Origin of the sequence: Serratia sp. CY29653, from assembly GCF_052169255.1 — a bacterium.
Taxonomy (GTDB): Bacteria; Pseudomonadota; Gammaproteobacteria; order Enterobacterales; family Enterobacteriaceae; genus Serratia; species Serratia sarumanii.
Genome location: NZ_JBJNLC010000001.1, coordinates 1,667,042 through 1,685,792 on the forward strand (window position 1 = coordinate 1,667,042; position 18,751 = coordinate 1,685,792).

Below are 18,751 nucleotides of genomic sequence, written 5' to 3' on the forward strand. Positions count from 1 at the left end.
GGGCAACTCCTTTGATTACGCCGAAATAAACCGGCGGTTCCCTATAAGGAAAACGAATTGTCTGTTAACGCAATGAATGGTTGGGCCACGGCAGAATAACGCAGGAAAGGTAAACCCTCCGACAATATCGGCAGAATGCGCGCATTAATTTGGCTGAATATATTTAGCGGCTTAACGATCGAATATTTTCGCCCCATCAAAGGTGCCGCCAATGCCGACGTTTCCTTCATGTAATACCGAGGAGGCGGACTCACCCGCCATGATGCGTTGCCGCTGCTCCCGCGTGGCAGGCTGAGGCTGAGACCAGTCTGGGGACGTCGACGTCGGCTGAATCGCGCTGCAGCCGCTCAACAAAAACAACGATACCGTGGCACAATAACGCCATGTCATAATTTCCTCCTTAAAGGAAATAAAATACCCGCAGCCGGCGGCAAGGGTAAATAAAAAAATGACTTTCTTTAGTTTAATAACCGCCGTTATTTCACCATCCGACTGCCGATGTTAATCACCCGGTTCGTCTGTTAACCCAAAATAAACATTTTCGCTTAGCCACCCGATAATTCGCAGGCAATAAAAAAGGCCGGGCTAACCCGACCTTATTTGACCGCTCGACGCGCTTAGACCAGCTCGATCACGTCGAAATTGGCTTCGCCGCTCAGATCGGCGTCGTAGTCAACGCCCTGCAGGCCAAAGCCGAACAGGCGCAGGAACTCCGCCTTGTAGCCCTGATAATCGGTCAGTTCGTTGATGTTGTTGTCGTTCAGCTGCTGCCAGATGGCACGGCAGGTTTCCTGCACTTCGTCGCGCAGTTCCCAGTCATCCAGACGCAGGCGGTGTTTCTCGTCGGTGTCCGGCGCCGCGCCGCTGTACAGCTTGGTGGCGAACAGACGCTGGATCTGCTCGATGCAGCCTTCGTGAATGCCCTGCTCCTTCATGATTTTGAACACGATGGAGATATACAGCGGCATCACCGGAATGGCGGAGGAAGCCTGAGTCACCACCGACTTGAGCACCGCAACGTAAGCCGCGCCGCCTTTGGCCTGCAGCTTCTGGTTGATGGCGTGCGCCGCGCGATCCAGATCTTCTTTCGCCTTGCCCAGCGTGCCGTGCCAGTAGATTGGCCAGGTCAGATCGGTACCGATGTAGGAGTAAGCGACAGACTGCGCGTTATCCGCCAGCACGCCCGCTTCGTCCAGCGCGTCCATCCACAGCTGCCAGTCCTGGCCGCCCATCACCTTCACGGTGTCGGCGATTTCTTGCTCGTTGGCCGGCTCGACCACGGCTTCAACCAGCACGTCTTTGTTGGTGTCCAGCGCGACGGATTTGTACGGCTCGCCGATCGGCTTCAGTGCGGAACGCACCACTTCGCCGGTTTCCGGCATCTTACGCACCGGCGAAGCCAGCGAGTAAACCACCAGGTCAACCTGACCCAGGTCTTTTTTGATCAGATCGATCACGGTCTGACGGCACTCGTTGGAGAATGCGTCGCCGTTGATGCTTTTCGCGTACAGGCCTTCTTCTTTAGCTGCCTTGTCGAAACCGGCGGAGTTGTACCAACCGGCGGAACCGGTTTTGCCTTCGCTGCCAGGCTTCTCGAAAAATACGCCGATGGTGGCCGCACCGCTGCCGAAAGCGGCATTGATGCGCGAGGCCAGACCGTAACCGGTGGATGCACCAATGACCAGCACCTTTTTAGGCCCGTTTTTCAGTTCGCCGCGCGACTTAACGTAGGCGATTTGCTCACGGACGTTGGCTTCACAGCCTGCTGGGTGAGCGGTGGTGCAGATAAAACCACGAATTTTAGGTTTGATAATCATAGTAATTTTTTCTTGGTAGCTAAAAACCGAAGGACAATATACCTGATTTTCTCAATATACTTAAGAAAGTGCGAAAACAAGCGCAGTGAACAGACCAGTCGGCAAGCCCACCGCCGAGGCATGTCATGATGGTAAAGGGATAATCATGGCAGGCCGGATTGCGATTACCCGGCCTGTCGAGGGTCACGCCTTGTTCTTTTCCAACTGCTCAATCAGCGTGTAACGCAGCGATGAGGCATCGGCCGGCACGTTCTCTACCGGAGTAACGCGCACTTTCAGCCGATACTGATAGCCCGGTTCGAAGGTGAAACCTTCGATGCCGGTATAGAACAACTCCCACGGCTGCTGCGCGGAGCGGCGCACCTGCATGCACTTCATCGGGGCGACGCCCACGCAGTCCACCAGCGCGCTGTTCACCAGCAACACTTCCGTTTGGCCGTCTTTCTCGTTTGCGGGCTGATTCATCGAGGTTCCCTCCTGGCTGCAGCCGGCCAGTGCGGCCAACGCAACAAATAACAACGCTTTAATTTTCAATGTACTGCACCAATAGTCATGTAGGTCGGGCGATCCTAACAAATTGGCTGGGTGAATTGAACCTTGCTGCGCGCCGGTGGCGGCGCCATTCATCGTAAAGAACGTCTTGTTAAGCGAAATGACTCACGCAGGAATATCAATCTCCGGCACGCTTATCAGCCTGGTAAATACCTGCAAATAAATCCCCTGTTCTTATCCGAACCGGTAATTATCCCCGCCGTTTTTTCTGTTAAAAACAGTTGGCTTGCGCAAGCTTTACGCTATTTAACCGTATCGATAAAGAGGGAGTTTTATGCAAGAGATCGAGGCTAAATACTTCCACCTGATCGCCGGTGCCGGTAACTTTTCCGACAACCGCGTCAGCAACGGCCGCGTCAACAACAACGGTGGCAACAAGAACAACAGCAACAGCAATAAGGCAGCAATACCTGCTCACACTCAGCTGTTTTAACTAATCAGAGCTCCGGCTGAGTCTCTCCGCTCGGTCGGTACTTTCAGTATTTCGGTGATAACGATGTTTAAACTGTTCCGTACCTTATGCCTGCTACTCGGCTTTTGGATCGCCACCCTGCTGCTCAACGGCGCCGGGGTTTCTTTACTCACGGCTACGCCGCGCCGAAAAACCTGTCGCATTTCGTCGTCTCGCTGGTGGTGGTCGGCGCCATCCTGCTGTGGACCCATAAATTGCTGCGGTTCTTTTTTGCCGAGAAATTTGAGAAGAAGCCGCGTTAAGTCGTGTTCTCACTTTGGTCGTCGCCCGCAATGGTAAAACCGGCATCGCGAATTGCCGCCTTCACCTGCCTGGCGTCCATCACCGCCGTTTTCACATAGCCAAAGAAGGCTACCCGTGCGCCGGGCAAACGGATTGGCGTCGCCAGTTGGGCACGGAGTTCACGATTGCGCTGCGCCATCAGCTCGGCGCGCGCCTGCCAAAACGCGGCGGGATCGGTTGGGGTTTCAGTCGCGGTTTCGAACAGCGACGCCAATTCGCTTAGCGCCTCCCACTCCGCCAACAGGGCGGCAACCACTCCAGGATTAGCCACCTGCCCCCAGTCAGAGGGTAAAGCGCCCTCACGCCACGCCTCGAGATAACCTGGCAGCGCCCTCTTCAACTGGCTCAGCCGATCGTTCAACGCAGGTTTCCTTTTACAACGCCCAATGCCTTGATATTCCCCATAATGTCACTCTCGTTTAACCGGTGATGGGAGCAATGACCGGAGCTTATCAGCGCCATAAATGACGTAATGACTTTTGGTGCGGCTAAATTAGCGATATGTGCGGGTGAGGAGTGCGGAGCTGAGGTGTTACGACTGGAAAGAGAAACCAAAGTTTTATTGGCGCTTTAAGTGGAATTTCCTTATAAATCAATCACACAAAAAAAGACCGAATACGATTCCTATATTCGGTCTAGGGAAATGGCTCTTGGGAGAGAGCCGTGCGCTAAAAGTTGGCATTTAATGCAGGGCTTGTTCAGCCGTGCACTTTAAGAGTAGCCTACCGCGCCAGTTTTGCCAGCCGCCCGGCGGCCGCGTGATAGTTTCGTGACGAAATAACTATGCGGCAAATGCGCATCAATCCGCGCGCGCTGGGCAAGGCGTTGGCAAACAAGCGGTTAGTCAGCGCACAGCTTCTCGGCGCGTTCGATAAACGGCGCCAGGCTCATTTTTTTCCCCGGTTCGGCAGGGTCGTCCAGCAGGAGCACCTCCAGCGGCTGCGCACGCTGATGGCCCTTCTTCACCTGCTGCTCCGCTGCGTCGTTGAGCGGGTATTGCATCAGGGTGCTGTTATTCAGCACGAACAGCGCGCCGCCGCTGCGGCACTGCAGCGTCACTTCTTCCTTGGTGAACGCCCACTGTTTGCCGTACTCCAGTTTGGTGATGTTCACCAGTTTGTCTGCCGCCAGCGCGCCGGTCGCGGTTGCCAGCAGCGTAATGCCGAGTAATACCGATTTCATGTGTTGGCCTTAAGGTTGCTATTCACGTCGATTTTCCCGCAGCTTGCCCGGTTGCGGCAAGCCGAAATTCAAACCGGCGCATAGGTTGCAAATAAACTGACCAGCAGCAGCACCGCCCCCCCCAGCCCGACTTCGAGCCAGCAGGCCAGCACCACGCCGCGCTGCGCCAGCGCCGGTACGCGGCTCATTGCTGGCACGATGGCGTAGCGATTGGCCAGCGCCACCATCACCATCAGCGCCACCAGCGCGGTTTTAATCAGCAGCAGGCGCTGATAAGGCGAGCTGAGGTTGAGCGGCCAACCGCCGAGAATGATCAGGCTGTTGACGATGCCGGTGACGATCACCGCCGCCACCGCCAGGTGTCCCCAGCGCGAGAAACGGATCAGCGTGGTGATGGCGTCGCTGCGCCACTGCGGCGGCTGCAGATAGCGCAGGCAAACCAGCAGCGGCGCCAGGCTGCCGAACCAGTAGCCGGCGGCCAGCAGGTGTACCGCATGGTTGGCGCGGTGCAGCGCGCCCAGCGCGCCTTCGTGCATCGCCGCGTGGCCGATGAACGCCAGGCTGACCAGCAGCAGCGCCGAACACAGCGCCAACGCCTGCGCACGTGGCCGTTCCGGCAGCAGCAGGCTCAGGATCGCCAGCAGCGACAGCCCCAGATGCCAGCGCCACACTTCGCCGAAGGTGGTGCCGAGCACCGCCCACCAGACCTCCAGCCGCCAGGCGTCTTCCCAACCGTCGCCCATTTGCCCGGCCTGAATGGCCAGCAGCGCCACGGCGGAAAGCCCGGCAATCCAGGTGCCGGCAAGCAGCAGCGGGCGCACATCGCGGGAGAGGATCGGGGAGAGGCGCTGCGGTGACAATAAGGCGGTGAACAGACTGATGCCGAACATCAGCATCACCGCCGCAAAGTGCACCAAGCGACACAGAACGAACAGGGTCGCCAGACTCACGATCAGTTTACGGTGAAGCTGTACTGGCCTTTGGTTTTATGCCCGTCGACCGAAACCACATGCCAGCTGACGTTGTATTTGCCCGCGCTCAGCTCGCCTTCGATCGGCACATTGACCTGGGTGTTGTTGTTCGGATCGAGCTGCAGCTTGCCGGTTTTCACCACGGCGTTGTCCGGGCCGGTGATTTTCACGCCGCTGAAGTTCGGTTCGATGCCTTCGGAGAAGCTGAGGGTCAGCGCCTTCGGCGCCGGGCTGACGCTGGCGTCGGCCTTCGGCGTTTCCACTTTCAGGTGGGCGTGCGCCAGCGCTTGCTGCGAAGACAGGCCGACGAACAGGACGAAAACGGTGGAAAGCAGGCGACAAGAGGAACGAATTTTACCGATCACAGTGGTATCCCTTAACAGTATAAAGAGGGTCATAAGGGTTAAGGCCACAGCCAAGGCGATGTATCAGCGGCCCCAACCCACCGCAAATGATTGCGCCACGGGTAAACAGAAAAACGGGTTGTATCGGCTAACCCGCTGTTTTGACTCTACCATCCCTGTAGCGTATCGCGGTAAATCATAACGACCGTGCTGCGGCAAGTCGAGCGCATCGCTGGCATTTTGCGATCCGGCAGCACGTATCGCCGCATAACCGCGATAAACGCAGGGTAAAAAAAACCGCGCGTCAGGCTCGCCCGCGCGCGGTTTTTCGGTGTTTTGTTGCAGATTAAGCCTGGCCGTTGCCGCCCTGGCCCATCGCGCCCATTTTCTTCAGATCTTTGTCGATGAAGAACAGGCCTTTGCCGCTGGTGCCCACCAGCGCCAGCTTATCCAGCACGGATTTGAACAGTTTCTCTTCTTCGTGCTGCTCCGCCACGTACCACTGCAGGAAGTTGAAGGTGGAATAATCGTGTGCGGTCATGGCGGCGTGCGCCAGTTCGTTGATCTGACGGGTGATCAGCTGTTCGTGTTCGTAGGTCTGCTGGAACACGTCCGCCAGCGATTCGAACGCCACCGGCGGCGCGGCGATGCTGCCCAGCAGCGGCAAAGAGCCGGTGTCGCTCAGGTAGTCGAACAGACGTTGCATATGCTGCATCTCTTCCTGAGAGTGCTCTTTAAGAAATGCGGCGGCGCCTTCAAAGCCTTTATCGCTGCACCATGCGCTCATTTGCAGGTACAGGTTGGCGGAGTAGAACTCCAGATTCAGTTGCTCATTCAGCTTTTGAGTCATTTCTTGCGTCAGCATAATGATTCCTTTTATTTTGCAGGTCATGAATTTAATTTCCGCGCATTATGCCCTGCTGCCGTAAAAATAAAAACACCTTATTTACACCCGATCAATATTAATTATTTATTTAATTAAAATCAAACACATAAAATCATATAGAAATTCACGCTAATTATTATGATAATTATTCCCATCTTTTATTTTAATCAAAAAGTGAATCATTCTTATTTAAAAGAATAAATAGATTGCATTACTCTTTGGAAAATATCGTCCGCCGCGGCGGCGCTACGGGCTTGCCAAGCGTCGCCGGGTGGATTACCTTCTGCGCAGGTTCAATACGGCAAAGTAAGTAAGGAGCATAGCGTGGGTTACAATCTGGCCGAGCTGTCCAAAGAAGAGATGGACAGGGTGAACGTGGATCTCGCCGCCTCAGGCGTGGCGTATAAAGAGCGCTACAACATGCCGGTGATCCCGGAAGTGGTGGAGCGCGAGCAGCCGGAACCGCTGCGCGACTATTTTCGCGAGCGTGTGGCGCACTACCGCGCGGAATCCCACAAGTTTTCGCGCCTGCCGTACGAGCCGAAGGCCAAATAACAAAACCCGCCGTTACGGCGGTTTTTTTGCGTCACTTGCCGGCGAACCGGTCGGTGGCGATCATCAGCTGGTGCAAGATGCCCGGCTCGTCATACGAATGCCCCGCCCCTTCCACGATATGCAATTCCGCTTCCGGCCAGGCCTTGGCCAGATCCCAGGCGTTCTGCACCTGGCAGGCCATATCATAGCGGCCGTGGACGATCACCGCCGGGATATGGCGGATCAGCGGCACGTTGCGCAGCAGCTGGTCATCGCTCTCCAGGAAGCCCAGATGGGTGAAATAGTGGTTTTCAATGCGGGCGAACGCCAGCGCGAAATCATCCTCGCCGAACGAAGCGGATTCGCGGCTCGGCAACAGCGTGACCGTCTCCCCTTCCCACACGCTCCACAGCTTGGCCGCTTCGAGTTGCACCTGCGGATCGGCCGAGGTCAGCCGCTGCCGGTAGGCGGCGATCACATCTTTACGCTCTTCATCCGACAGAATGGACAGCACGCGCTCCCATTTGTCCGGGAAGAAGCGTGACGCGCCGTCCTGGTAATACCAATGCAGCTCCTGCTTGCGCAGGGTGAAAATGCCGCGCAGCACCATTTCACTGACGCGCTCCGGGTGGGTCTGCGCATAGGCGAGCGCCAGCGTCGACCCCCAGGAACCACCAAACACCAGCCATTGATCGACGCCGGCCATTTCGCGCAGCCGCTCGATATCGGCCACCAAATGCCAGGTGGTGTTGTTGTCCAGGCTGGCGTGCGGACGGGAGCGGCCACAGCCGCGCTGATCGAACAGCAGCACCTTGTAGCGTTCGGGATCGAACAACTGGCGATGATGCGGGGAGATGCCGCCGCCCGGCCCGCCGTGAATGAAGACCGCCGGCTTACCGTTCGGGTTGCCGCTCAGCTCCCAGTAGATCCGGTGGCCATCCCCAGTGTCCAGCCAACCGCTGTCGTATGCCGCTAACGGCGGGTACAAACCTCGTAATTGTTCCATGGCGCTTTCCGTCTCTCTGTGAGTCATGCTTTCATCAAAGCGGAAGCCGCCCGGCAGGTCAACGGTAAAACCCGAAAACTAGAACGCGCGCCGAGAACTCAGCGCGCGTTTGCTCAAAATCGCAACGACCTGCCTGCAAAATGCCCACAGGCCCTATCGGTTGAGGGGCGCATTCGCCCCCCCGGGAACTCAGTTAGCCACCTTTGCGCATATGCGGCTCGCGCATCTCCTGCGCGGTTTTCGCCTCGATGCTCAGTTCCGCCGTCGGGCGCAGCAGCAGGCGCGCCAGCCCGATAGGTTCGCCGGTTTCCCGGCAGTAGCCGTACTCGCCGTTCTGCAACCTTGCCAGCGCCGCGTCGATTTTCGGCAGCAGGCGGCTTTCGCGATCCAACTGGCGGAACAGCAGGCGCAGATCCTCTTCGCGCGCCGCCTTGTCGGCTTCATCGCCCGTCGCTTCGCCGCCGTCGATCTCTTTTTTCAGCTCATCGATGTGCAGCAGCAACTTTTGCCGCTCGTCCTGCAACAGTTGGCGGAAAAACGCCCGTTGAACCGAGTTCATATAATCAGAATCCGGCATGGCCAGCAGTTGCTGCGCATCCGGTAACGTCATGACTGTCATTGCGCTCTCCCAACACCAAAAGTGTAACATTATAACATAATATTTATTTTTAGCACCCGGTCATCCAAAAACAAAATTTCATGCACAAACAGCCGGTTAACCTAAACCTGCACTTTGCCGCTTGCATCCTCTTGGCTTTAGGCGGTTAATGGCTGAGCAAGCCACCCAATCATAGGTAACGAGAGGCCATCATGAGTAAGGGAATGGATAGCAAAAAGAATGCGAAGAAGAAGCCGTTGAAAACCCCAGCTGAGAAACGTGCGGAGAAACGCGCCAAAAAAGCGCATCCGTCTGGTGAGTAAGCGTCCTTCCATCCGTCATTAAACCCGCCAAGGCGGGTTTTTTATTGCCTGTAGCGAGGGGGCGGTTGGCACGGCCGCCTGTGCCGGTTAAGCTGAGGGCTGACGGCAACGCGGAGGAAAACATGACGTTACGCGTAATAGATACCGAGACCTGCGGGCTGGACGGCGGCGTGGTGGAAGTGGCCTCCCTCGATCTGCTCGACGGCCAATTGACCAACCCGATGAGCGATCTGGTCAGCCCGGATCGCCCCATCAGCCTCGACGCGATGGCGATTCATCACATCACCGAACAGATGGTGGAAGGCAAACCGCGCATTGCGGTGGCAATCGGCCGCTATCAGGGCAGCCCCTACTATGTGGCGCACAACGCCGCTTTCGATCGCGGCGTGCTGCCGGAGATGAACGGCGCCTGGATCTGCACGCTCAAGCTGGCGCGCACGCTGTATCCGGACATCAAGTACGGCAACCAATATCTGCGCTACGCGCTGAACCTGGACGTGCAGCTGCCGGCAGACGCCACGCTGTACCCGCACCGCGCGCTGTACGACTGCTACGTCACCGCCGCGCTGCTGCAACGCATCATCAAGGATTCGGGCTGGACGCCGGAGCAAATGGTGCAGATCACCGAACAACCGGTGCTGCTGAAGAAGTTCAAATTCGGCAAGTATCGCGGGCAGGAGATCGATCGCATCGCCCAGGAAGATCCCGGCTATCTGCGCTGGATGCTGAAATCCATCGACGATCTGAGCCCGGACATGAAACACACGCTGAAATACTATCTGATTGGCTAACACGGCGGGCGGCGCAGGCCGCCCGCCGAATGCCGTTACTCCGCCAGCGCCAGAATGAAGGCGTACTCCAGCGCAATATCCTCATAGGCCTTGAAGCGCCCGGACTTGCCGCCATGGCCGGCATCCATGTCGGTATACAGCAGCAGCTGCCGATCGTCGGTTTTCAGCTCGCGCAGCTTGGCCACCCACTTGGCCGGCTCCCAATACTGCACCTGCGAATCGTGCAGGCCGGTGGTCACCAGCAGATGCGGGTATGCCTGCGCCTTCACCTGATCGTACGGGCTGTACTGCTTGATGTAGTCGTAATAGGCCTGCTCGTTCGGGTTGCCCCACTCGTCGTATTCGCCGGTGGTCAGCGGGATCGACTCATCCAGCATGGTGGTCACCACGTCGACGAACGGCACCTGCGCCACCACGCCGTGGAACAGCTGCGGCGCCTGGTTGATCACCGCCCCCATCAGCAGGCCGCCGGCGCTGCCGCCCATGGCGAACACCCGCTTGCCGTCGCCGTAACCCTGGGCGATCAGCGTTTCGGTCACGTCGATAAAATCGTTGAAGGTGTTCTGCTTGTTGAACAGCTTGCCGTCTTCATACCACAGCTGCCCCAGCTCGCCGCCGCCGCGAATGTGCGCCAGCGCGAACACGAAACCGCGATCGAGCAGGCTCAGGCGGCTGGCGCTGAACGCCGGATCCATGCTGCTGCCGTAGGAGCCGTAGCCGTACACCATCAACGGGTTGGCGCCGCGCTGGAAGCTGTCCTGGCGATACACCAGCGATACCGGCACCTCGACGCCGTCGCGCGCCTTCACCCACACTCGCTCGCTGCGGTAGTTTTCCGGCGTGAAGTTCTTCACTTCCTGCTGTTTGAGCATCGTCCGCTCGCCGCTGTCCATATTCAGCTCGTACAGCGTGGTCGGGGTAGTCATCGACGAATAGCCGTAGCGCAGCAGCGAGGTTTCCGGATCCGGGTTGTACGCCAGCCAGGTGGTGTAAGTCGGATCGTCGAAGGCGATGCGCTTCTCTTCGCCAGTCTGCCAGTGGATCTGGCGCAGCAGCGTCAGGCCGGCGCTGCGCTCCTCCACCACCAGCCAGTCGCGGAACAGGCTAAAGCCCTCCAGCATCACGTCGGCGCGCGGGGCGATCAGCGTCTGCCACTGCGCTTCGTCCGCCTGTTCGCTCTGGTACAGGCCGAAGTTCTTGCCGTCCTTGTTGGAGCGGATGTAGAAATGCTGGTGATAGTGATCGATGGCGTATTCGTGATCCTTGCGGCGCGGCACGAACAGCTGCGGCTTGGCGTCCGCACGGTCGGCGTCCAGCAGCAGGATCTCCGAGGTGGTGGTGCTGCTCAGGTGGATCAGGATAAAGCGCTCAGAGGTGGTCTTCTCCAGCCCGACGTAGAAGGTATCGTCCAGCTCTTCGTAAATCAGCTCGTCCTGCTGCGGATCGCTGCCCACCACGTGACGATAAACCTGATACGGCAACAGCGTCTTGGCGTGCTTGCGCACGTAGTACACCGTCGAGGAGTCGTTGGCCCACTCGAAGCTGCCGGAAGTGTTCTCCAGCACTTCGTCCGCCCAACTGCCGTCGGCCAGGTTCTTGAAGCGAATGTCATACTGGCGGCGCGACAGGAAATCCTCTGCCACCCCCAGCCGCTGGTTGTCGGGGCTGACGTCCAGCCCGCCCAGGGTGTAAAACTCGTGATTCTCGGCGCGCTGGTTGCCGTCGATAAGCACCTCCCAGCGCTCGCTCTCGGCCTGCGGTTGGCGCACGGAAATCGCGTATTCATTGCCCGGCTCATAGCGCGTCTGATAGCGATAGCCGTGGCGCACGTAAGGCACCGAATGTTCCTGCTGCGGAATGCGCGCCACCATCTCTTCATACAGGGTTTCGCGCAGCGCCTGTTGCGGTTTCAGCATCGCATCGGTGTAGGCGTTCTCCGCCTGCAGGTAGTCCAGCACCTGGCGGTCTGCGCGCTCGTCGTCGCGCAGCCAGTAATAGTCATCCACGCGCGTGTCGCCGTGGATGGTGATGGGATAAGGGCGTTTTTCCGCTTTCGGTGGGGTCATCATTGCTAAATCATCCGCTTACATAGATTGCGGCAAGAGTGACACGATTCCCCCCGGCTTGCCAAGCGGCGCTACGCCAGCTCGCGCTTTTTCTCGTTGACGTCGCTCTCGATGCCCTGCTTGACGTCCGCCGGGATCTTCAGCGCCTGCGCCAGCGCGTCGAGGTAGCCGCGCTCCATAAAGTGATCGACGTCGATCACCAGGCAGCTCAAATAGTAAACCTCCAGCGCCTCGTCTTCGTTTTGCACGCTGCGGGCGATCAATTCCGGGTTGAGCGGCTGCTCGATCGCTTCCTGCACCCAGCCCTGCGCCTCTTCCCCCACCTGCAGCTGCGCCAGGCTGTGATCGATGGCGCGCTGCTCGTCGGCATCGATATGGCCGTCGCTCTTGGCGGCGAACACCAGCGCCTGCACCAGGCGTTTGGCGCGCAGATCCACCGGCGTGGTTTGCAGGCCGAACTGCGGTTCGTCCTGATGGGTCTCTTTCACCCGCTGCTTATACTTGTTCCACAGCACCGCGCCCACCGCCGCGCTGCCGCCGATAATCAGCGCATTCTTGCCGAACTTGCCCACCAGCTTGCGCGAGGACTTGTTGGCCAACAGCACGCCGACCAGGCCGCCCAGCGCCGTGGGCGCCAGCAGCTTGCCGATGCCTTCCGCCCCGCCCATCGCGCCGGCCTTCTGCCCGATCAACGTTTGAATCTGCTGCATCCAGTTACTTTTCATCATCTGCCCCTTGCGTGAAAAAGCGCGGCGCGCAGGCGCGGCCGAGCCGACGGTAAACCGCCAGATTAAGGGATCTTTTGTCAATTTACGTCTGGGGGATGCAAACCTGTGTTTAGCGGGCCGGGCGGCCCGCCTGGGTAAGCTGCGGCGTTACGCTTCTTCGTCGCCCGCTTCGTCGTCCTGCTCGTACTCCGCCAGCTCGTCGCGCATCGCCTGGATAGCGTCGCGGGTCATCAGCGCCAGCGTGCGGTAAAAACCGGTGGTGGCGTGTGCTTCCACTTTGCCGAGGAAGCGGCCGCACCACGGCAGCAGGAACTCGTCGAACAGGGCGATCTGCGCCTGCGCTTCATCTTCCTGCGACTGATCCTCCAGCCAGGACGCCGCCAGCAGCAGCTGGCCGAAATGGTCGGCCGGCGCCTCCGCCAGCGGCATGCCGCGCTGCTGCAGGAAGGTGCGCACGTCCGCTTCGCTGGCGCCTTCGACGTAGTCGGAGCGGAACGGCGACACGCTGCACTCGCTGCCGACGAACATCGCGTTGAAGTCGGTCGCCAGCTGGTTGACGTCGCAGCCCTGCTGCAGGCGCTTCAACAGATCATCCTGCTCCAGCGGCCAGTGCTGCTGCAGCTTGCCCTCTTTGATTAGCGCGAACAGCGGCACCAGCAGCGGATCCTGCGGCTGACGGTAGAACAGCGTACCCAGCACGCGGCAGACAATGGAAAACTCATTCATGATAATGCCTTATACAATACGGAAAATTTTGCCGGGACGATGTCACAAATCGGCCAATTCCGCAATCGCCGGCTTGCCGCGCCGCTCGAGAAAGTCCAGCAACCGGCGCGGGCTGACGTTGAGAATACGCGCCTGCGGGAAGCCCACCTCTTCGATAATGCGCTCGCAGTGCTCAAAGTTACCCAGCGAAAAGGCGACGTGTGAATCCGAGCCCAGCGCCAGCCAGCCGCCGGCATCGCGCACCGCGGCGGCGATCGCCCGGCAGTTGGCCTCGCTGCCCTTGCGGGAGTGGGTGAACGACGAGTTATTCAGCTCCAGCGCCACCTCGTATTTGGCCGCCGCCGCCGCAACGGCGGGAATGTCGATCGGGTAACGCGGGTTGCCGGGGTGGCTGATGATATGCACGTCCCCCTGCGCCATCGCGGCGATCATCGCTTCAGTATTGGACGCTTTATCCTGCGGCGCAAACACCGGCTCATGGAAACCGGCGATGATGACGTCGGTGGCGGTCAACATCGGGCCGGTGCAGTCGATGTCGCCCTGCAGGTTTTTGATGTTGGCTTCGATGCCGCGCAAGATGCCCACGCCGTTCACCAGGCGCGGCCACACGTGCATGTTCATAAAGTGCCAGTAGTGCGGCGCATCGGCCATGTCCGGGCCGTGATCGGTGATGGCGAACAGCTTGATGCCCTTCTGCTGGGCTTCGGCGATGTAATCGTGCAGCGTGCTGTAAGCGTGGGTGCTGGCGACGGTGTGCATATGCAAATCAACGGGGTACATTGTTTCTCCTTCCAGAGGGCCACCCGCAAAGGCACGGGCAGGCGCGATGACGATAACAGCTTATCAGCTACCGAACGGCGGCAGAAGGATCAGTACCCCCGTTGCCTGTCGACCACGCCGGCCGGGGCATGCCCAGCCTCCAGCGCGCGGATGTTGGCGGCGATCTGATCCATCGCCTGCTGCGGCAACGTGATGGCAGCAATATGCGGGGTAATGGTGACACGCGGATGACGCCAGAACGGGTGATCCTGCGGCAGCGGCTCGCGGGCGAACACGTCCAGCGTGGCGGCGGCCAGTTGCCCCTGCTCCAGCGCCGCCAGCAGATCGGCTTCCACCAGGTGCGCGCCGCGCGCGATGTTGATGAGATAGGCGCCCGAACTCAGCTGCGCGAACAGCTCGCGGTTGAGAATGCCGACGGTCTCCGGCGTATTGGGCAGCAGGTTGATCACCAATTTGACGCCATCGAGGAAGGCGGCGCGCTGCGCCTCCCCGGCGAAGCTTTGCACGCCATCGATCTGTTTGGCGCTGCGGCTCCAGCAGCGCACGCTGAAGCCAAACTCGGTCAGCTTGCGCGCCACGCTCTGCCCCAGCACGCCGGCGCCGAGGATGCCGATGGTGAAATCATCCAGCGAGTGCGGATCGAGCGGCTGCCACTCCTGCCGCTGCTGCAGCGCCTGATACTCGTCGAAACGGCGGAAATAGCGCAGCACATAGCTCAGCGCGTATTCCTGCATCTGCTGCGCCATGCCGGTATCCTCCAGCCGCAGCAGCGGCACGCCGGCAGGCAGCGTGCCGGGGTGTTTGCGCTCCTGATCGAGGATCGCGTCAACGCCGGCGCCGAGGGCGAACACCGCTTTCAGATCGCGGCGGTTGGCCAGCATCTCGTGCGGCGGGCGCCACACCAGCGCGTAATCGGCCGGCCGCTCGTCGCCGCGCTGCCATTCGCGGATCTCGGCCTGCGGCAGGCGTTGCTTGATGCCGGCCAGCCATTCCTGGGCGTTAAACAAGGGGTGGTAATAAATGATGTTCATACTGCGGGCTCCCGTTTGTTTTTATTGGTTTACCTCCAGCCTTCCGTGATTCGCCGCCGGATGCAAGCGTTAAAGCCCAAAATAAAAACAGCCCCGACCAGTGGGGCTGTTGTGCATGTTAGCCAATCAGGCGGCAGACGGGCCGTCGCGCCGGATAAGGCGCCGCAGCAGCGGAATGAGAATCAGCATCGCAACGCCGACGCCCGTCGCCCCCCAGCCCAGCGCGCTGAAGATTTCGCTGTAGCCGGGGTTGGTCTGCAGCGGCGTGCTGCCGCTGTTTTCCGGCATCAGGCCGGAGACGTAGCCCGCCAGCACCGAGGCGACGCCGGTCACCATCATCCAGCAGCCCATCATCACGCCCTGATAGCGCGGCGGCGCCAGCTTGCCGATCATGGCGTAACCGATCGGCGAGATCATCAATTCACCGACGCTTTGCAGCACATAGCTGATGACGATCCATTTAAACGCCACCAGCCCATCGCCGCCCGCCATGCTGATGCCCAGCGGCAGCACCAGCATGCCGAGCCCGATACAGAACAGCGATCCGGAGAACTGCAGCGGAATGTCGATGTTGCAACCGCGAGCGCGCAAGCGGTTGAACCACCAGGCCAGCAGCGGGCCGCCCACCACGATCACCAGCGTGTTGATGTTCTGGATCCACTGCGGCGCCACCTGAATGCCGTAAACGTTCAGGTTGATGTTGTGCTCGGAGAACAGCATCAGCCCCATCGGCGCCAGCTGGTACAGCGCCCAGAACACCAGCGAGCCCAGCGCCAGGATCAGATAGGCCGCCATTCTGCGGCGCTCATCGCGCGGATGGTGGCGCAGCGTCACCACGCACAGCATCAGGAAGATCAGCGCGCCGAGCACGATCACGAAGTGGCCGCTGAACTCGGCGTGGGTCAGCATCACACGGATGATCGGCACCAGCGCCACCAGCACCGCCAGCCCGACCAGCATGCGCCAACGGTATTGGCTGCGGCTGGCGTCGCGCAGCGGCGTATTGAGATCCGCCAGAATGCGCCAGCGGCAGACGGCGACGACGATCGCCGCGGCGTTGCCCAGCGTGGCAAACAGGAACAGCGCGCGGTAGTTTTCCGTCAGTTGGAAATAACCGGCAACGGTAAAGCCGACGAAGAACCCGAGGTTCATACCGGCGTAGTTCCACAGGAACGCCGATTCGCGCCGATCATCGTCCGGCTTGAAACGCTGGGTGAGCATCATATTGATGCAGGTGACGTTGAGGCCGCTGCCGGTCAGGAACATCGCTAGCCCCCAGTACAGCCCCCACACGCCCGCGACGGCAATCAGCGCGCAGCCGATCACCTGCAGCACCATGCCGAGCACGAACAGATTGCGGTTACTGAGGAATCGGCCGCCGAGGTAACCGCCGAACATGTGCAGGCCATAGTTGAAGGCGCCGAACACGCCCATCATGGCGTTGGCGCTGCTTTCGTTGAAACCCAATCGCTTGGTGGCGTACAGCACCAGCGTGGAGTAGAGCACGGCGAAGCCTAGCGTGGCGAAGATTTGGATGAAGAACAGCGCCCCCGCACCGGGGGGAATGGCATGGCGCGCTTGCGGCGCCGGTATGGCATCTGAAGGAGTCACAACGAACCTCTACTGCATTATTATGTAATGAGTCTGTCCCTGTCTGCGATATCGCCGGCCTGTCACCCGGCAATCTGCGCGGCGACGTGATGTTCCTTGCCAAAAACGCCGCGCCGACATGATTCCATTTAGCGACACATCTGACTAATAATCCAGTATTAATGCATATAACAGCAAACAACCCAACCTCAATGGCGATATATTGAGCTATCTGCACAGAAAAAGGTCAAGCGATCGTCTTTCATGGATTCTTACCGCTGCCAGCCCTGCCCGCTGGCGGCCGCGAGTGGGAATATCGTTCGGTAAATCAGCAAATTGCTGCAAGTTTGGCTAAACAGTCATGAGAATGAAATAAGAGGGTTGACGCTGAGATCAGATTCTCCTACATTAGCGCCCGTCGACAGCGCAAAGCGTTTTCGGCAACAAAACGGTGAGGTGTCTGAGTGGCTGAAGGAGCACGCCTGGAAAGTGTGTATACGCGAAAGTGTATCGAGGGTTCGAACCCCTCTCTCACCGCCAAATTCGAAGAGAAAGCCTGGATTCGCGTCCAGGCTTTTTTTTTGCATGGCGCACCGCCGAGAGAGGCGAGAAGCCTCGACAGGGTTCGACAAAACGCCTGCGTTTTGGACCGCCAACGGCGGCCCGCAGGGTGAGCGCAGCGAATCAAGCCCTCTCTCACCGCCAAATTCAAAGAGAAAGCCTGGATTCGCGTCCAGGCTTTTTTTTTTGCACGGTGCACCGCCGAGAGGGGTGCGCGCAGCGCATCTCCCCACCCTCTGCGACCGCGCTCCCCATTTCCGCCGGTTATCCACGAACCTTACCGCTGATTTTCTCGCCTATTCATGACATCTGCCCTGCCGTTCGCCGCAGTTTTCAGCAAAGTGCGCACGGCTTGAGCGGACGAACAAAAACACAGAAATTATTCTTGACCGGATCGGCCCCACTCCCTATAGTAGCGCCCCGTTGCAGCGATGATTTCGCAACAAAAAAATATGGTGAGGTGTCCGAGTGGCTGAAGGAGCACGCCTGGAAAGTGTGTATACGCGAAAGTGTATCGAGGGTTCGAATCCCTCCCTCACCGCCATATTCTACGAAGAAGCCTGAGCTCACGTTCAGGCTTTTTTGTATGCATAGCGCACCGATCGGGAGGGTGAGAACCCTCGACAGGGTTCGACAAAACGCCTGCGTTTTGGACCGCCAACGGCGGCCCGCAGGGTGAGCGCAGCGAATCTATCCCTCCCTCACCGCCATATTCTACGAAGAAGCCTGAACTCACGTTCAGGCTTTTTTGTATGCATAGCGCACCGACCGGGAGGGTGAGAACCCTCGACAGGGTTCGACAAAACGCCTGCGTTTTGGACCGCCAACGGCGGCCCGCAGGGTGAGCGCAGCGAATCTATCCCTCCTTCCACATAGACAAAAAAGCCCGAACGCAAATTCAGGCTTTTTTATCCCCACTGCCCAACCGCTCAGTGATGCGTGCGCCCCATAGACGCCGGCTGCGCCAACGCGCGGCGCCAGTCGCCCGGCGTTTGGCCGAACTGGCGTTTGAAGCTGCGGTTGAACGACTGCTGTGAATCGAAGCCGAGCGAAATCGCCACGCTGACGATAGGCTCGCCGCTGTTGGCCAGGCGCTCCGCCGACACTTTCAGTTTTTGCATGCGGATATACTCCCCCAGCGCGTAGCCGGTCTGGCGTTTGAACATGCGCTGCAGGTGCCATTTGGAATAGCCCGCGCGATCCGCCACGGTGTTGATATCCAGTTTCTCTTCCAGATTGTTGTCGATCCACGCCTTCAAATCGGTAATAAAGCCCATAGTGTTCATGCTGATGCTCCCATCATTTGGCAGGGTTCCCCTCTGCCCGATGCACATACGTTGCAACAGTTTCGCTTTAAATGCAATTTTTATTATTGCATTTACCGGAAAGCCGCCACTATACTCCACCCAATTAATGTAACCGATATTGATACATTAATGTGACACCAATGTGTTTCAAAACCTAACGTTGCGCCGCTGCATGGCGCAGCCGCCCCCTCACCGCACGCCGGC

21 protein-coding genes, 2 tRNA genes and 1 other RNA gene are annotated in these 18,751 nt (G+C 59.0%); 7 read left to right on the forward strand and 17 right to left on the reverse strand.

What is annotated here, in order from left to right:
- Positions 1 to 171 precede the first annotated feature (171 nt).
- The 3 genes from ACJ8HN_RS07985 to ACJ8HN_RS07995 all read right to left on the reverse strand — a co-directional run bounded on the left by ACJ8HN_RS07985 (position 172) and on the right by ACJ8HN_RS07995 (position 2,351).
- Entirely contained in the window at positions 172 to 390 is a 219-nt protein-coding gene (locus ACJ8HN_RS07985; RefSeq protein ID WP_033646423.1) for a hypothetical protein, read from the reverse strand.
- A gap of 227 nt (positions 391 to 617) precedes the next feature.
- Positions 618 to 1,817, reverse strand: coding sequence for an enoyl-ACP reductase FabV (fabV, locus tag ACJ8HN_RS07990; RefSeq protein WP_033638117.1), 1,200 nt, complete (start codon positions 1,815 to 1,817; stop codon positions 618 to 620).
- 183 nt (positions 1,818 to 2,000) lie between these two features.
- Positions 2,001 to 2,351 carry a DUF4377 domain-containing protein gene (locus tag ACJ8HN_RS07995; RefSeq protein ID WP_060438790.1) on the reverse strand — a complete coding sequence of 117 codons (351 nt, stop codon included), beginning with the start codon at positions 2,349 to 2,351 and terminating at the stop codon, positions 2,001 to 2,003.
- A gap of 292 nt (positions 2,352 to 2,643) precedes the next feature.
- Between ACJ8HN_RS07995 and ACJ8HN_RS08000 the strand changes: the two genes are divergently transcribed.
- Positions 2,644 to 2,802 (forward strand): hypothetical protein, encoded by a 159-nt coding sequence (locus tag ACJ8HN_RS08000; protein ID WP_442523246.1) that lies wholly within the window; start codon positions 2,644 to 2,646, stop codon positions 2,800 to 2,802.
- A gap of 86 nt (positions 2,803 to 2,888) precedes the next feature.
- Positions 2,889 to 3,083, forward strand: coding sequence for a hypothetical protein (locus tag ACJ8HN_RS08005; RefSeq protein WP_442523247.1), 195 nt, complete (start codon positions 2,889 to 2,891; stop codon positions 3,081 to 3,083).
- Here the strand turns inward: ACJ8HN_RS08005 and ACJ8HN_RS08010 are convergent.
- The 5 genes from ACJ8HN_RS08010 to ftnA form a co-directional block, all read right to left on the reverse strand.
- Positions 3,080 to 3,484, reverse strand: a complete 405-nt coding sequence (locus tag ACJ8HN_RS08010) for a hypothetical protein (protein ID WP_442523248.1) — start codon at positions 3,482 to 3,484, stop codon at positions 3,080 to 3,082. The genes ACJ8HN_RS08005 and ACJ8HN_RS08010 overlap by 4 nt on opposite strands.
- 479 nt (positions 3,485 to 3,963) lie before the next feature.
- Positions 3,964 to 4,305 carry a YebY family protein gene (locus ACJ8HN_RS08015; protein WP_025302452.1) on the reverse strand — a complete coding sequence of 114 codons (342 nt, stop codon included), beginning with the start codon at positions 4,303 to 4,305 and terminating at the stop codon, positions 3,964 to 3,966.
- Between the two features lie 68 nt (positions 4,306 to 4,373).
- Positions 4,374 to 5,255: a copper homeostasis membrane protein CopD gene (gene copD, locus ACJ8HN_RS08020; protein WP_060425631.1), complete on the reverse strand. Its 882-nt coding sequence runs from the start codon at positions 5,253 to 5,255 to the stop codon at positions 4,374 to 4,376.
- A 2-nt stretch (positions 5,256 to 5,257) separates the two neighbouring features.
- Entirely contained in the window at positions 5,258 to 5,641 is a 384-nt protein-coding gene (gene yobA / locus ACJ8HN_RS08025; protein ID WP_004940886.1) for a CopC domain-containing protein YobA, read from the reverse strand.
- 325 nt (positions 5,642 to 5,966) lie between these two features.
- Positions 5,967 to 6,485, reverse strand: a complete 519-nt coding sequence (gene ftnA, locus ACJ8HN_RS08030) for a non-heme ferritin (protein WP_025302449.1) — start codon at positions 6,483 to 6,485, stop codon at positions 5,967 to 5,969.
- A gap of 345 nt (positions 6,486 to 6,830) precedes the next feature.
- Here ftnA and ACJ8HN_RS08035 point away from each other — a divergent pair, with 345 nt between their 5' ends.
- Entirely contained in the window at positions 6,831 to 7,061 is a 231-nt protein-coding gene (locus ACJ8HN_RS08035; protein WP_033642715.1) for a DNA polymerase III subunit theta, read from the forward strand.
- 31 nt (positions 7,062 to 7,092) lie between these two features.
- Here the strand turns inward: ACJ8HN_RS08035 and pip are convergent, their stop codons facing one another.
- Positions 7,093 to 8,046, reverse strand: coding sequence for a prolyl aminopeptidase (pip, locus tag ACJ8HN_RS08040; RefSeq protein ID WP_033646426.1), 954 nt, complete (start codon positions 8,044 to 8,046; stop codon positions 7,093 to 7,095).
- Positions 8,047 to 8,239: 193 nt separating this feature from the next.
- Positions 8,240 to 8,665 carry an RNA polymerase-binding protein DksA gene (dksA, locus tag ACJ8HN_RS08045; protein WP_033653830.1) on the reverse strand — a complete coding sequence of 142 codons (426 nt, stop codon included), beginning with the start codon at positions 8,663 to 8,665 and terminating at the stop codon, positions 8,240 to 8,242.
- Positions 8,666 to 9,089: 424 nt separating this feature from the next.
- Here dksA and exoX point away from each other — a divergent pair, with 424 nt between their 5' ends.
- Positions 9,090 to 9,758 (forward strand): exodeoxyribonuclease X, encoded by a 669-nt coding sequence (exoX, locus tag ACJ8HN_RS08050; protein WP_004928833.1) that lies wholly within the window; start codon positions 9,090 to 9,092, stop codon positions 9,756 to 9,758.
- Between the two features lie 35 nt (positions 9,759 to 9,793).
- Here the strand turns inward: exoX and ACJ8HN_RS08055 are convergent, their stop codons facing one another.
- The 6 genes from ACJ8HN_RS08055 to ACJ8HN_RS08080 form a co-directional block, all read right to left on the reverse strand.
- Entirely contained in the window at positions 9,794 to 11,827 is a 2,034-nt protein-coding gene (locus ACJ8HN_RS08055; protein WP_041034674.1) for a S9 family peptidase, read from the reverse strand.
- 68 nt (positions 11,828 to 11,895) lie between these two features.
- Positions 11,896 to 12,549: a tellurite resistance TerB family protein gene (locus ACJ8HN_RS08060; RefSeq protein WP_033638740.1), complete on the reverse strand. Its 654-nt coding sequence runs from the start codon at positions 12,547 to 12,549 to the stop codon at positions 11,896 to 11,898.
- A gap of 150 nt (positions 12,550 to 12,699) precedes the next feature.
- The gene (locus ACJ8HN_RS08065) at positions 12,700 to 13,278 is read right to left on the reverse strand and encodes a TorD/DmsD family molecular chaperone (RefSeq protein ID WP_033646428.1); all 579 of its coding nucleotides are present in this window, start codon (positions 13,276 to 13,278) and stop codon (positions 12,700 to 12,702) included.
- A gap of 42 nt (positions 13,279 to 13,320) precedes the next feature.
- A complete protein-coding gene (locus tag ACJ8HN_RS08070; RefSeq protein WP_033638063.1) occupies positions 13,321 to 14,058 on the reverse strand; it encodes a phosphatase in 738 nt (245 codons plus the stop codon).
- A gap of 89 nt (positions 14,059 to 14,147) precedes the next feature.
- Positions 14,148 to 15,089 carry a glyoxylate/hydroxypyruvate reductase GhrA gene (gene ghrA, locus ACJ8HN_RS08075; RefSeq protein ID WP_060429243.1) on the reverse strand — a complete coding sequence of 314 codons (942 nt, stop codon included), beginning with the start codon at positions 15,087 to 15,089 and terminating at the stop codon, positions 14,148 to 14,150.
- A 126-nt stretch (positions 15,090 to 15,215) separates the two neighbouring features.
- Positions 15,216 to 16,682, reverse strand: a complete 1,467-nt coding sequence (locus ACJ8HN_RS08080; RefSeq protein WP_039567114.1) for a peptide MFS transporter — start codon at positions 16,680 to 16,682, stop codon at positions 15,216 to 15,218.
- Between the two features lie 447 nt (positions 16,683 to 17,129).
- Between ACJ8HN_RS08080 and ACJ8HN_RS08085 the strand changes: the two genes are divergently transcribed.
- The 3 genes from ACJ8HN_RS08085 to ACJ8HN_RS08095 all read left to right on the forward strand — a co-directional run bounded on the left by ACJ8HN_RS08085 (position 17,130) and on the right by ACJ8HN_RS08095 (position 17,950).
- A tRNA-Ser gene (locus tag ACJ8HN_RS08085) sits at positions 17,130 to 17,219 on the forward strand.
- Between the two features lie 475 nt (positions 17,220 to 17,694).
- A tRNA-Ser gene (locus ACJ8HN_RS08090) sits at positions 17,695 to 17,784 on the forward strand.
- Positions 17,785 to 17,830: 46 nt separating this feature from the next.
- Positions 17,831 to 17,950, forward strand: a non-coding RNA gene (locus ACJ8HN_RS08095) — RtT sRNA.
- A gap of 219 nt (positions 17,951 to 18,169) precedes the next feature.
- Here ACJ8HN_RS08095 and ACJ8HN_RS08100 read toward each other — a convergent pair.
- A complete protein-coding gene (locus tag ACJ8HN_RS08100; RefSeq protein WP_442523249.1) occupies positions 18,170 to 18,526 on the reverse strand; it encodes a helix-turn-helix domain-containing protein in 357 nt (118 codons plus the stop codon).
- Between the last annotated feature and the right edge of the window lie 225 nt (positions 18,527 to 18,751).